This is a genomic window from Brachybacterium sp. J144, assembly GCF_036321705.1.
In the GTDB taxonomy this organism is placed as follows: Bacteria; Actinomycetota; Actinomycetes; order Actinomycetales; family Dermabacteraceae; genus Brachybacterium.
Genome location: NZ_JAZDCG010000005.1, coordinates 85786 through 98217, shown reverse-complemented (window position 1 = coordinate 98217; position 12432 = coordinate 85786). Strand labels below are relative to the sequence as shown.

Annotated in this window: 13 protein-coding genes; 4 read left to right on the top strand and 9 right to left on the bottom strand. The window is 66.4% G+C overall.

Annotation, left to right across the window (positions count from 1 at the left end):
- Nucleotides 1-5: 5 nt before the first annotated feature.
- The 3 genes from V1260_RS03530 (at nucleotide 6) to V1260_RS03520 (ending at nucleotide 2612) form a co-directional block, all read left to right on the top strand.
- Nucleotides 6-605, top strand: coding sequence for a TlpA family protein disulfide reductase (locus V1260_RS03530; protein ID WP_017822345.1), 600 nt, complete (start codon nucleotides 6-8; stop codon nucleotides 603-605).
- On the top strand, nucleotides 602-1444 hold the full coding sequence (locus V1260_RS03525) for a cytochrome c biogenesis CcdA family protein (RefSeq protein ID WP_329745409.1): 843 nt from the start codon (nucleotides 602-604) through the stop codon (nucleotides 1442-1444). Before V1260_RS03530 ends, V1260_RS03525 begins: the two co-directional genes overlap by 4 nt.
- 340 nt (nucleotides 1445-1784) lie before the next feature.
- Nucleotides 1785-2612 (top strand): C40 family peptidase, encoded by an 828-nt coding sequence (locus V1260_RS03520; protein ID WP_329745408.1) that lies wholly within the window; start codon nucleotides 1785-1787, stop codon nucleotides 2610-2612.
- A gap of 97 nt (nucleotides 2613-2709) precedes the next feature.
- On the opposite strand, the gene V1260_RS03515 is transcribed toward V1260_RS03520, so the two are convergent.
- Nucleotides 2710-3642, bottom strand: coding sequence for a cation diffusion facilitator family transporter (locus V1260_RS03515; protein ID WP_329745407.1), 933 nt, complete (start codon nucleotides 3640-3642; stop codon nucleotides 2710-2712).
- Complete coding sequence (locus V1260_RS03510) at nucleotides 3642-4016, bottom strand: ArsR/SmtB family transcription factor (RefSeq protein WP_329745406.1); 375 nt, start codon at nucleotides 4014-4016, stop codon at nucleotides 3642-3644. The genes V1260_RS03515 and V1260_RS03510 overlap by 1 nt, the downstream gene beginning before the upstream one ends.
- Nucleotides 4017-4182: 166 nt before the next feature.
- Between V1260_RS03510 and V1260_RS03505 the strand changes: the two genes are divergently transcribed.
- Nucleotides 4183-4836: a copper resistance CopC family protein gene (locus V1260_RS03505; RefSeq protein ID WP_329745405.1), complete on the top strand. Its 654-nt coding sequence runs from the start codon at nucleotides 4183-4185 to the stop codon at nucleotides 4834-4836.
- Between the two features lie 46 nt (nucleotides 4837-4882).
- Here the strand turns inward: V1260_RS03505 and V1260_RS03500 are convergent, their stop codons facing one another.
- From V1260_RS03500 to V1260_RS03470, 7 genes are all read right to left on the bottom strand, one after another.
- Nucleotides 4883-6874 carry a cytochrome c oxidase assembly protein gene (locus tag V1260_RS03500; protein ID WP_329745404.1) on the bottom strand — a complete coding sequence of 664 codons (1992 nt, stop codon included), beginning with the start codon at nucleotides 6872-6874 and terminating at the stop codon, nucleotides 4883-4885.
- 362 nt (nucleotides 6875-7236) lie between these two features.
- Complete coding sequence (locus tag V1260_RS03495) at nucleotides 7237-7839, bottom strand: cadmium resistance transporter (protein WP_193866805.1); 603 nt, start codon at nucleotides 7837-7839, stop codon at nucleotides 7237-7239.
- Nucleotides 7836-8195 carry a Cd(II)/Pb(II)-sensing metalloregulatory transcriptional regulator CmtR gene (gene cmtR, locus V1260_RS03490; RefSeq protein WP_329745482.1) on the bottom strand — a complete coding sequence of 120 codons (360 nt, stop codon included), beginning with the start codon at nucleotides 8193-8195 and terminating at the stop codon, nucleotides 7836-7838. The genes V1260_RS03495 and cmtR overlap by 4 nt, the downstream gene beginning before the upstream one ends.
- Before the next feature lie 128 nt (nucleotides 8196-8323).
- A complete protein-coding gene (locus tag V1260_RS03485) occupies nucleotides 8324-9817 on the bottom strand; it encodes a hypothetical protein (RefSeq protein ID WP_329745403.1) in 1494 nt (497 codons plus the stop codon).
- Nucleotides 9814-10164 (bottom strand): helix-turn-helix domain-containing protein, encoded by a 351-nt coding sequence (locus V1260_RS03480; protein ID WP_017822357.1) that lies wholly within the window; start codon nucleotides 10162-10164, stop codon nucleotides 9814-9816. The genes V1260_RS03485 and V1260_RS03480 overlap by 4 nt, the downstream gene beginning before the upstream one ends.
- A complete protein-coding gene (locus V1260_RS03475; RefSeq protein ID WP_329745402.1) occupies nucleotides 10142-11263 on the bottom strand; it encodes a tyrosine-type recombinase/integrase in 1122 nt (373 codons plus the stop codon). The genes V1260_RS03480 and V1260_RS03475 overlap by 23 nt, the downstream gene beginning before the upstream one ends.
- Before the next feature lie 130 nt (nucleotides 11264-11393).
- Nucleotides 11394-12410 (bottom strand): arsenic resistance protein, encoded by a 1017-nt coding sequence (locus V1260_RS03470; RefSeq protein ID WP_017822359.1) that lies wholly within the window; start codon nucleotides 12408-12410, stop codon nucleotides 11394-11396.
- Nucleotides 12411-12432: the final 22 nt, after the last annotated feature.

Genomic DNA, 12432 nt, shown 5'->3' with positions numbered 1-12432 from the left:
AGCACATGCGCGCCCACTCCCGGCGACGGATTCTGTACGCCACCGGTTTCTTGACCGCCACCGGTCTGTTCACTGCCTGCGGCAGCACTGATACCGGAGACCGCTACGACTCCGAGGACGCCGGATACGTCTCCGGCAACGGCGTGACCACAGAGATCGCTCCCGCCGATCGCGCCGAACCCACAGTGTTCACCGGGACCAGCTACGAGGGCGAACGGTTCGACTCCTCAGACCACTGGGGATCGGTGCTGGTGGTCAACGTCTGGTACGCCTCCTGCCCGCCATGCCGGGTGGAGGCCCCGGATCTTCAAGCGATCCACGAGGAGTACGCCGACCAGGGCGTGTCGTTCATCGGGATCAACGTCCGTGACTCGGCAGGTCCCGCCGGGGCCTTCGAGGAGACCTACGGCATCACCTATCCCTCGCTGCCGGACTCTGACGCAGAGATCATGTACCAGCTGCGCGGCCAAGTCGCGCCCAACGCAGTTCCCACTACTCTCGTCCTCGACCATGACGGCCGAGTCGCAGGTCGGATCTCTGGAGCGATCGACCCTTCCATCCTGAGATCGATGCTCGACGCCGTTCTCGCCGAAGGAGCCGCGTGAGCATCAACGGACTCGCGGAGACCTTCCAGTCGATCGCCCTGTCCGGGTCCCTTCTGCTGGCCATCACCGTCGCCGCGATCGCAGGCCTGATCGCGTTCCTCTCACCGTGCGTGCTGCCCATCGTGCCGGGCTACCTCGGTTACGTCTCCGGGCTCGCCGGACAAGGACTGAAGACCACCAAGCCACCCCGGCAAACGCCTGAGAATACTGGGAAGGCGCAACGACCGACGACCCTTTTCCGTGCCGGAACTGGGAGAATGCTGGGCGGCAGCTTGCTGTTCGTCGCGGGCTTCGCGGTGGTATTCATGGCGCTGGGCGGGTTCGCCGGCGCGATGGGATATCTCCTTCAGGCGCACGCAGTATGGATCAATCGGGTGGCAGGCGTGGTCGTCATGTTCATGGGACTCATTTTCATGGGCGCGTTCCCTCGATTGACAGGAAATTTCCAGGTGTCCAGGAAACGTCCTGATGCTGGCCTTCTGGGAGCCCCATTGATGGGCTTCGTCTTCGGGCTGAGCTGGACCCCATGCATCGGCCCCACCTACGCCGCGATCATCGCGCTCTCCCTCGATGCCGGCGCCGACGGAGCGTCCGCAGCTCGGGGCGCGACCCTGGCGCTCGCGTACTCGCTCGGACTGGGTGTTCCCTTCGTCCTCAGTGCCCTGCTGCTTGACAGGGCGATGGGCGTGAGCAGGGCACTTGCACGCCATCGCCGCCTCATTGGAGTTCTATCCGGGGCGCTACTCATGGCGATCGGCCTGCTGCTGCTCACGGGAATGTGGGCCTCATGGATGGATCAGCTGCAAGGCTCCATCGCCACGTTCCAGCCCGTCGTGTGAGCCTCACGAAGGCATTCTCTCCTGCCGATCTGCTGCCGGTGACCGACATGGGGTCCGTCCACCTCGACTGCACTCGTGACGTCTACCCCATTGCGGCATCGGCGTTTGGTAAAGAGAGGATGTGACCCCGGGGCCCATGTGGCGAGAGTGTTCAAGAGAAGGCGAAATCGTCGGTCGGGGTCGCACATGACGCTATTGCGAGGGTGTTTCGGTCGGTACGTTGGTTGCACCGGTGACGAGGTGCGAGATTCCTTCCCGACGCTTCCTCTGCTGTCGACGTTGCCGCGACCAAATGCCAGACAGCCCCGTGCATGTGCGGGGATATTCACGGAGAACATTCATGGCCACGAGCAATTCCCATCGCGCGGCTGGCCGCGCAATCACCCCCCTTCGCCACAGCGGACGCGCCCTGCGCGGCACCGGCGGCGCCGCCGTCCTCGGCACCGTGCTCCTCGGCTCCGCCTTCGCCGGTGGCGCGGCCCAGGCAGCACCCGCAGCTCCCGCAACCGTGCCTTCCGCGGTCACGCAGGCCGCCGCACCCGCTGCTCCGGCGCCGGCACAGGCTCTGGACTCCTCCGAGAAGCTTCGCTGGGGATCCCAGGGTGCCTCGGTCGAGCAGCTCCAGTCCGCACTGAACGATGAAGGTGCCTCACTCGCCGTCGATGGGAAGTTCGGCCCGCGCACCCATGGTGCGGTGAAGGACTACCAGCAGGCCAACGGACTGCAGGTCGATGGCGTGGTGGGTCCCGAGACGCGCGGCTCGCTCAACGGTTCCGTGCCCGGTATCGGCGGTGGTGGTGCGTCGGTTCCTACGCCCGCATCCTCCTCCAGCAGCACCGGGCAGGCGATCGTCGACGCCGCACGGACCCAGATGGGTGCCGCCTACTCCTGGGGCTCGAGCAACCCGGGCGTGAGCTTCGACTGCTCCGGCCTGACCCAGTACGCCTACAAGCAGGTCGGCATCGACCTTCCGCGCACCTCCGGTCAGCAGGTCGACGCCGGCACCCAGATCTCCAAGTCCGAGGCCCAGCCCGGCGACCTCGTCGTATGGCCCGGCCACATGGGCATCTACGCCGGCGGCGACAAGGTCGTCGATGCAGGCCGCTCCCCCGGCGCCGTCACCGAGCGCACCATCTGGGGCAACCCCACCTTCGTCTCCTTCCGCTGAGCCCAGCGACTACCGCGGCGCACACCCCACCATCGAGTGGGGTGCGCGCCTTTTGTCGCTCTCGCCTGCGGTCAAGTGATGATCGGATCCGTAGGCGCTAGAAGTGCAATGGACGTTCGGATTCACCTCGATGCACGGACGGGCTCTCCAGTTGGATCGTGGCGTGCTCGAACGCTACCGGGAAGTGCGTCCTGACGCAGACATGGACCTCTTCGAGGATCCGCAGTGCGTGGGCTGATTCGAAGCACTCCTCCCCGACGACGACGTGCGCCGAGAAGATCGGCAGATTGCTCCCAATCGCCGAGGCATGCAGGTCATGGACATCCTGGACGTGGTCGAGCGCAAGGATGTGCTCGCGCACCTGATCGAGATCCACACCCTTCGGGGTGTACTCCATGAGGATCCGCAGCGTCTCGGCCATGATGCGGAACGCCCGAGGCACGATCAACGCGGCGATGAACAAACCGGCCAGTGCATCGGCCTGCTGGAACCCGGTCACCTGGATCACGATCGCGGCCGTGATCACGCCGAGCGAACCGAGAGCGTCATTGAGAACCTCGAGGAACGCGGCACGCATGTTCAGGCTCGAATCCTTGCCTCCGGCCAGGATGAGGATCGCGGCGATATTCGCGACCAGCCCGATCACACCGAAGATGAGCAGCTCACCCGAGGCGATCTCTGGGGGATCCGTCAGTCGCGAAATGCCCTCAACGGCGGTGTAGGTGCCGACCACGATCAGGAGCGTGGCCTGGGCCAAGGCCGCCAGCACCTCGATACGAGCAAAACCCCAGGTCCGGCCGCTGCTCGCCGGGCGCAGCATCATGGTCGCCGCGATCAGCGCGACCAGCAGACCGGAGGCGTCGACGAGGGCGTGCGCCGTGTCCGTGAGCAGGGCCAGACTGCCGGTGACGACACTCCCGACCGCTTGCGCGAGCACGATGACGGCGGTGATCGCGAAGGCGATGGCGAGTCGCGTCCGGGCGGTGCTCGACCCGCTGCCGCCGTGCGAGTGGTCGTGTCCTGAGTTCATCAGAGGTCCCCGTCCTCGAGGTTCTCGTGGTTGCGGTGGTTCTTCAGGGACAGGGTGGTCCCGGAGGTATCGAGCAGGTCGTCCGCCACCTCGAGCAGATCGCTCAGTCGGCGCAGATCGGCGAGGGCGAACCAGGATGCGCGGCCTTCAGTGCGCGCGGTGACCAGACCGCAGTCGCGCAGGCACGAGAGATGCTTGCTGACGGTCGACTGGGCAAGGTGCATGTGCTCGACAAGGTCGCGAACTCGGTGCTCACCGGTCGAGAGGTGCTGAAGGAGAGCCAAGCGTGTGGGTTCGGCGAGAGCATGGAAGAGCGCGGCATGACTGTCTGCCACCTCGAACTGCGGCTCGGCCGGGATCGAATCAATCGTCATATGACGATGATATCGTCGTGTGGGGTTCTGTAAAGGGGTGGGACTGGACGAGTCGATCCTGGGAGATGAGCGAAGGGGTCGCTCGTGGCACGTCGCTACACTCGATGCGCCCCGGTCACGGGGACAAAACAGCCCGCACGAGGGGTCACCCGAGGAGGAGAAATTCATGACGGCGGACACGACGGCTGCGCGCCGAACCACCGAGGCGACGGCGCGTATCATGCTGGCCAGCCTGGTCGGGCTGCTCGCCGCCGTGCTGATGCCGCTGGGGGTGCCCACCCTGTTGCCCGCAGCATCGGCGCACGACACCTTGATCTCGTCGAGCCCGGCAGCCGGTGAGAGCTTCGAGCAGGCTCCCGAGATGCTCGAGCTCACCTACAGCGACGAGGTTCTCAACCTCACTCCGGTCATTCGACTGACCACCTCCGCCGGCGAGGAGATCTTCACCGCGACGCCCACCGTGTCCGGTAACACGGCATCGATCGACCTGCCGCCGCTGCCCGCCGACGACTATCAGGTCCTGTGGCGTGTCGTCTCCTCGGACGGCCACCCGATCGAGGGCACAGTCGACTTCACCGTCACGGTCGGCGCCGAGACCACGGCCACAGCAGACTCCAAATCAGATGAGGAGGCGCCCGCCCCCAGCACGGAGGAGTCGAGCGCCGAAGCCACCGCTGCCGAGCAGGCAGATGCCCCGCAGAGCGAGAGCGGCCTCCCCCTGGGGATCATCTTCGGCGGCCTCGCCCTGCTCCTGGTGCTCGCCGTCATCGGCGCGATCACCGTTCGCCTCCGCCGCAACTCCGGTCGCGGCACCGACTGACCCGCCTCACCACCTGACCACCAGGCACCCGCTGAGGGGCAACTCGTCACGACGAGCCGGGCCTAGGGGCTGAGCGAGCTCGCTGCCACGCTGGGGCGTCACGATCGGCCGAGAGTCCGTCGCTGCGTCGGCGTGAACGCGGTATCAGTGCGCCGTGCAGGACCGCCAGCACCAGCACCATCGCCAGCAGGACCCGGCCACCGAGTCGTTGATCGCCGAGCGCATCGGTGCCCCAGGTCCGCTCCATCGCCGCGAACCAGTCGGGCTCCACGACCGGGAGCGCCAGCGCCACCACAAGCGCCAAGCCAGCAAGAATGCCGGTCCCCACAGACAAGGCCACCCAGCGCTCCACCCCAGCGACCGTGCCCCCGCCCAGCGCCCTGCCCTGGAACGGCAGCGCCACAGCAACACCGGCCAGCACGGCGGCAGTAAGTACGATCAGTCGGCCCGGCGCGGTATGCAATCCCGCGCCGAGCGCCGGGGTCAGATAGATCGCCGCGAATCCCGCCGCGCCGAGCAGCGCCAACGCCGCCGGATGGGCGAGCCGCTGACCCACGCGGGAGCGAGGCTTCCAGTCGACGAGCTCGCGCAGTCCTGCAGAACCATCCGACCGAGGAGCAATCCGATCCCGCACGAGGTCACCGAAACGACCGGCGACCAGCAGCGGGACTGCCACCAGAGCAAGTAGGGCGTGCTGGCCCAGATGCACGGAGAACTGCACGGGTGCGTACACCCCCGGTGCCCCGTTCGTCGCCCAGAAGATGACCACGCATCCCACGATCCACGCGGACGTCCTGCCCACGAGCCATGGCCGTCCGCCCGTGTCCTTCACAGGGCGGCGCACGCGTACCCAGAGGTAGATGACAGCGAGACCGAGGGCGAGCGCCATTCCGGCGACGTCAACACGCCAGGTCGTGAGCAGTGCCGTCAGCTCGGGCGGAGCGGGCAAGGGGTAGTCGGTCAGCGCCTCAGCCGTCGAGGTGACCGGTTCGGGCTCGTCCGGCACCGGAGGCGCCGTGTTCGACAGTGCGGCAGCGAGTCCAGTCGCCGCGGCGATCAGGAAGACTTCCCCCGCAGCGAGCCACAGGAAGTCTCTCCGGCGGTCCGAGTCCCGCAGGCGGACCAGCACCCGACGGCGTTGCCACCAGCCTGCTCCACCCAGCAGCACCAGCAGCGCCGTCTTCAGCACGAGCATCCACCCGTACGCCGTGGTCACGAGATCCAGGGGAGCGGAGAGCCGGACCAGGGCAGAGGCGACGCCGCTAGCGGCCAACGCTCCGTAGCAAGCAAGTGCCAGGACGCTGAATCGTTCGGCGGCGTCCCCCAGTCGTGCTCCGAGCCGCCCCACGAGCAGCACGAGCAGCGCCAGGCCGCCCAGCCACACTCCGGCAGCCACGAGGTGCACGATCATCGCGCTCGTGGCCGCCTCGTGAGAGGTCTGCCCCGCGGCATGCCCCGTCATCGACTTCGTCACCAACGTCGCGAACACCAAGCCCAACGCGATCAGGAGCCCTGCGCGGGACCTCACGACGATCAACATCGTCGAGGCGGCAGCGACGAACACCGCGCCGGCGAGCTGGTACTGACCGAGCTCGAGCCGGGTGATGTACATCAGGAGATCAGAGCCGAAGCGCGGTGAGAACGGTGCCTGGCCCGCCGCCAAGGCATAGCCGAGGACCATCCGGACGACCAGCAGCATCGACCACACCATTGCCAGGCCCATGCCGATGTCGAGTGCCCGCTCGTACGCCGGATGGAATCGAGAGACAGCAGCGTGATCCTGACCAGCCTCCGACGCGGACGGTTCCGCACGGCGGGGCAACACGACGAGCGCCAGCACGAGGCACGCCACGGTAGCGGCACCGACCAGATCACCAAGGACATCGACGATCGGCAATCCCCACCGCACCACCGGGCCCGCATCGATCAGCTCCATCGAGACCGGTGCTCCCGCCATAGCGGCCGCGATCACCGTCCACAGCAGAGCCCACGGCACCGCAGCACCTACGACGAGAATCCTGGTGCGCGTCGAGGTCACCAGGTCACCCCGCAGCGCGTCTCGGCGCCCGCTGCGCGTACCGGCGAGACGACCGTCTCTGCGGTCGTTGCGTTCGCCGCATGGGCAAGCCCCCGGGGCGTACCGATCATCCTCATGCTGTCCTGTCTCCCGTTCACCGTTGCGCCAGCTACTCCACTAGCCCCGGTCAGGCTAGCCATCGACCGGTGCGCGCTGGAACTCAGACGAGCTCACCATGAGCAAGCCCTCCCCGTTGAACGGTGGGAACTCGTCGGGGCTCAGATCCGGACTCCGCTCGGACGATGCCGACGCGACGAAGTGTCCCGGGTCCAGGTTCCGGGACCGATCTATCGAGCCCGGGACCTGTGTTTGCTTTAGCTGAGTCAGAGGCCGAAAGCTCCGCCACTGACAAGGATGACGATGCCGAGACCGATAAGAACGATGGGGAAGAGGATGTGCTCCCAGCGTTCGAGGACTTCGGCAATCGGTGGGCGAGTGGCGACGAACTTTGCCAGGGCCACCAGGACCGCGACGAGGGCGAGGAAGACGATGCAGTAGGCGACTACTGCGAGAGGTTCCACGCTGAGGAAGACAGGGGTGTACACGCCGATGTTGTCGCCGCCGTTGGCAAGGGTGACGCCTGCGACTGTCCACACGCCGACCTTCTTGCCGGCGACCTTGGCCTCGTCGTCGTCATCGTCATCGTCTCCGCGCCAGGCCTGCCACGCGGCCCACAGGCCGAGGCCCAGAGGGATGAGACCGAAGTACGGGATGGCTGCCGAGGGCAGGAACGCTCCGGCACCGATGGTCACCAGGACCGCGGCACCGAGGATGCCGGCGAACCCGAGGTATTGGCCGACCAGAATGCGGGCGGTAGTGCCGCGCTGGCCTGCCCCTCGAGCGAAGAAGAGGGAGAGCACGATGATGTCGTCGATGTTGGTCGCTGCGAAGAGGCCCATCGCCTGTAAGACCGAGGTGAGGATCATGCGCCCTCCCCAGCTGCGTCGCATCCGGGAAGCGAGCAGGCAGGGTCGATGCACGGGGCGTCTTCGTCCACTGCCAGGGTGGCATCGACCAGTGCCGTCAGGGCCTGCGCCAGGTGCGAATCGGCGATCTCATATCGTGTCCGACGACCCTCGGGCTCGGCGACCACGATCCCGCAATCGCGTAGGCATGCGAGGTGGTTGGACACGTTGGAACGTGTCAGCTCCAGATCTCGGGCCAGCTCCGCCGGATACGCGGACCCATCGAGCAGAGCCAGGATAATCCGGGACCTGGTCGGGTCGGCCAGCGCGCGACCCAACCGGTTCATCACATCGAGACGAGAAGCTATAGTCAGCATGCACTGAACTATATACCGAAAACTGAACAGTGTGTCGACGGCGGCGAGGCGATCCCTCACCCGCTCCCTGCCAAAGAAAACCCACAGCCGGCTAGACCTCTCCCGCCGCCTCACCGGGGTGTCCCCGGTCATCGCGGACGGGATCGTTCGCCCGTGCACCATTCCCCAGTGGGCGACGCTCGTAGTTCGGGGTAGTTGCCCCATCTCGAGTTGGTGCGCGCGGCATGCCTGACTGCTGTGTTGATGTTGATGCCGAGCATGTCTGCAACGACGCTGGCCGGCACAGTTTGCACGAGGTGGTCGATCCGGGCCTGCTGGATCTCTCGGGCATGGATCTTGTGCGGGACGAGGTGGAGGGCGACGCTGGCTTCGCTGACGTGGCAGTGAGGCGTGGCCCCGGGAAAGAGCCAATCTGGTCCGCCGTCGAGGTAGGGCCGCCGAGTGCTCAGCTCCTCGAGATGATGCCGCAGCAGCGCGGCGATGGGGCTGGGAAGGGTGAGTGGAGTCCGTCCCAGCGCGATCCGCATCGTCTCGTCATCCGTGACGTCCGAGCGGCGCAGGCGGACACAGTCGCTGATCCGCTGGGCGAACACGAGGACGAGCAGGCCGATGAGGCGACTTCCCAGCGGGATGGACTCATCATCGACGAGCTGGTCGACCTTGGCCCAGAGGATGTCGTCGGGGACCGGGGGGCGCGGCGGGGCCGGCTTCCGTCCAGGGATCTGCACCGGATTTGTCAGGCCTTGCCGTATCGCCCAGTTCAGGAACGTGCCAACTGCCGCCTGGGAGTGGTGGTGGGCGAAGAAGCGGTCAACGGAAGCCTGGTCCAGCGATGACAGGGAGAGCCCGTTCGTGTCGAGCCAGGAGAGGAAGCCCGCGATCTTGCGTAGCTCGGTGGAGCGTGTGCTGTAGACCCCAGGGGTCACTGCTCGCACCGCGGATCGCTGTCTGGCCTTGCGAAGCAGCTGCCAGCGGAAGTACTGGCCGGTGACCGCGCCGTGCTCCCTGGGAAGGCTGGCAATGAAGGCGGTGGCGTGCTTCTCGAGGTCATTGAGCAGTACGTCAATGGCCGGGAGCGTTCCGGCGCTGATGAGCATGTGGCGCAAGTACCGCACGCGAGGCGAGAGCGGGAGGGCATCGAGCGTGGAGTGGCTGATCGGAAGATCGCCAGCGGCCATAGCGCGAAGCGTCGTCCCGGCCGGCTCCTTGCGCAGCCATCGCACCACCGTGCGCGGGTCGCGTGCCGTCAGCAGGTGGTCATACAGGGTGGCAAGGCCGGGATGGATCTCACCGCTGTCGTCTGCGAGGGCAGCACGAAGGCGCTCGGTCAGTCGGCAGGTGCCGCACTGGGATCCGGTGAGCTGTTCCTCGCTTCCGCAGGTGGTGCACGCGAACCGCGGCGGTACGCCGGCGCAGGTCGCGCAGACGATGTGCCGGTCCGAGTCGTAGAAAGCCAGGACCTTGACCTGATCACACTCGGGGCAGCGTCCGGGGTGTCGGCGGAGCCTTGAGTAGCAGGAGTTGCAGATGTGCTGCTCAAGGATCCAGTACCGGGCTGCGACGTGACGGGTGCACCTGTCGCAGCCGACCTGGTGGCCATCGGTGCGCCCTGTTCGGTTCACTCGTGTGGGCGGTGCAGCTTGGCGCGGATCGGACGCAGGTCACCGATTGCCGGGCCAGAGGCATCTGGAGCGCCGGCTGCTCGGCGTGGTCGCTCGGTCTGGACCTTCGGGATCTTGATGAGGTCGTTGGGGGTGCATTCGAGGATCCGGCAGAGAGCGGCGAACACCTCGACGTTCAGTCTCTCGGGAGTCTTCGTCACCAGGCGGAACACTTGCTCGCGGGAAAGATGTACTCCCTGGGCGAGCAGCGGTTCGATCAGGTCTGTGGTCTGGAACATCCCGGCCGCAGCCATGAGCGGGCGCAGGTTCCAGGTGATCGGCGCGTCAGGGGCGGGAGTCTTCGGCATGGGGTCCTCCATAGATCCGGGAGAGTGCTCGGTTGATCATGCGGTTCTTGAAGTCGTCGCCGACGGAGGTGTAGATCGCGGTCGTCGAGGCGTACGCGTGCCCGACCTGGTCCTGCACGAACTTCTCGGCGTATCCCCACTCGATGAGGTTGGTGACGTACGTGTGGCGCAGAGCGTGCACGCTGAGCTCTGACGGCAGCTCTGCTTCGTCGCGGAGCTGGGCGAAGCGGAGGTCGATGTAGCGCAGCGAGACACGCGTACCTCGCTCGGTCAGCCACAGAGGCCCCGCCGATCCGGCGGTGAAGCGAGGTCGGGCGTGGTCGATCCATTGGGCCAGTCCCTCCGTGATCCAGTCCAGCTCGGGAATCGTGAGTACCGACCGGCGTCGCGGGCCCGAGCCTTGTGCACCCTTGCCCCAGCGCACATCGACAGCACCGAAGCGTCCGAAGCGCGGAGCCACACCGTTGGGCCGCAGGTCCGCCACGTCCAGACCCACAGCCTCAGCCCGACGCAGCCCGTAGGCGTAGATCATCTTGAAGATCTGGGAGTCACGAAGCGCTGCGAGGGCTCCCTTCCGGCCCCGCTGGAGGATCGTCTCGACGCGGCGATCGGCAACGGTGAAGAACTGCTCAATCTCGTCATAGGTAAGTGCTCGCCGCTGCGGACGGCCCTCGTAGTCAACCAGGTGCGCGAGCGTGTTCCACTCGTGGCAGACCTGTTGCGGCGCTGATCCGAAGCGCTCTTCGCAGTCCGCCACCCACCGGTACCGAGGATCGGTGAGGTAGTCGCAGAACAGCCGGATGATGGAGTGATACCCGCGGATCGTGGAGGGGGTCGCCGGCCGCTGTCGAGACTTCGCCTGGGTCGTGTAATCCTCCAAGTCACCCGGCGACCACTCCCACGGATAACGTCCTGCGAACTCCTCGAACCTCCGGATGACCAACTCACGGCTCCCGATCGTCCGCTCAGCGAGTCCTCGACTGCTCTGCTGATCCGCCCAGCCCGAGAGCATCGCCTCGAACACAAAGCGCCCCTCGTCCAGCGCCCGCACGTTGCGAAGCTGGCGAAGTGGTGAGACGCCACGGGGGTCCTGGTCCATCTACCCAGTATTGCATCTACCGCAACAATGATGCACCTAAACCTTGGTCGCGTCGGGTGGCCCGTACCGCCAACACGTCCACGGGCGCTGAGGGGATGCGGTCATCGCTCACGAGCACCTTGGACCGGGACTACGTCTCGATCTCTGAGGTTTGTGCGGCAAGGGTCCGGTCAGTACCGGCTCCCGGCCGCGCGGGGATGACGAGCGGGATGAGCCGGATGAAGACGACCATGGCGACGAGCTCGACGAGCGTCTGGGTCACCACCACGAGAGGAGCAATGTCGAACGCAGCCGGCAAGGCGAGCACCAGTGGCAGAACGACGAGTGAGTTGCGAGTCGCGCCGCTGAAGACGACCGCACGCCTTCCAGGTACGTCGAGGCCTGCAATGCGGCTGGCCAGCATCCCGACCGGCACCATCACTGCAGCGAAGAGGACGTAGACCGGCACCGCCAGGAGCAGTGAACCGAGCCGGGCGCTCACGCCGGAGATCTGCGAAGCGACGACGACCGCCAGCGTCGTGACCATCAGCGGCACCATCCCCGCGGTAGCAACCTGTTCGAGCTTCCTGCCGGCCCGTGACCGGGCAGCGGCGAGCTGGGTCAGTGCCGCGGCCAAGAAGGGAAGCGCGATGATGAGCACGAACGCCTCTACGAACGGCGCGACCTCGATGGAGCTGGCGAACTCCGCGCCCACGAAGAGCCACATGTACAGCGGCAACAGGAGCATCTGAGCGATCATCAGCAACGGTGCCGCAGCCAGGAGCCGCTCCTCGTCGCCGCCCGCGAGGCCGGAGAAGACGATGACGTAATCGATGCAAGGGGTGAGCAGCACGAACAGGACGCCAACGAGGAGTGCCTGGTCGGAGGCGACGATCCTTGAGAGCGGCCAGACGATCAACGGCACCAAGACGAAGTTGACGACGAGGATCGTCGAAAGGAACCGCCAGTCCCGGAACGCCCGCCCGATCCTGCCGAAGGGGATCCCGAGGAACGTGGCGTACAGCAGTAGCGCCAGCACCGGGTGGATCGCCAGCTCCGCAGGATGAGCAACCGCAGGCCAGGCCAATCCAACGATGGCCCCGAGAGCCAGGCCCGCCACGTAGAGCACCACCTGGTGCCGCTCCATCCATTCCACGCTCGCGCGCATGAGTCTCCTTAGGTTCCTTCTC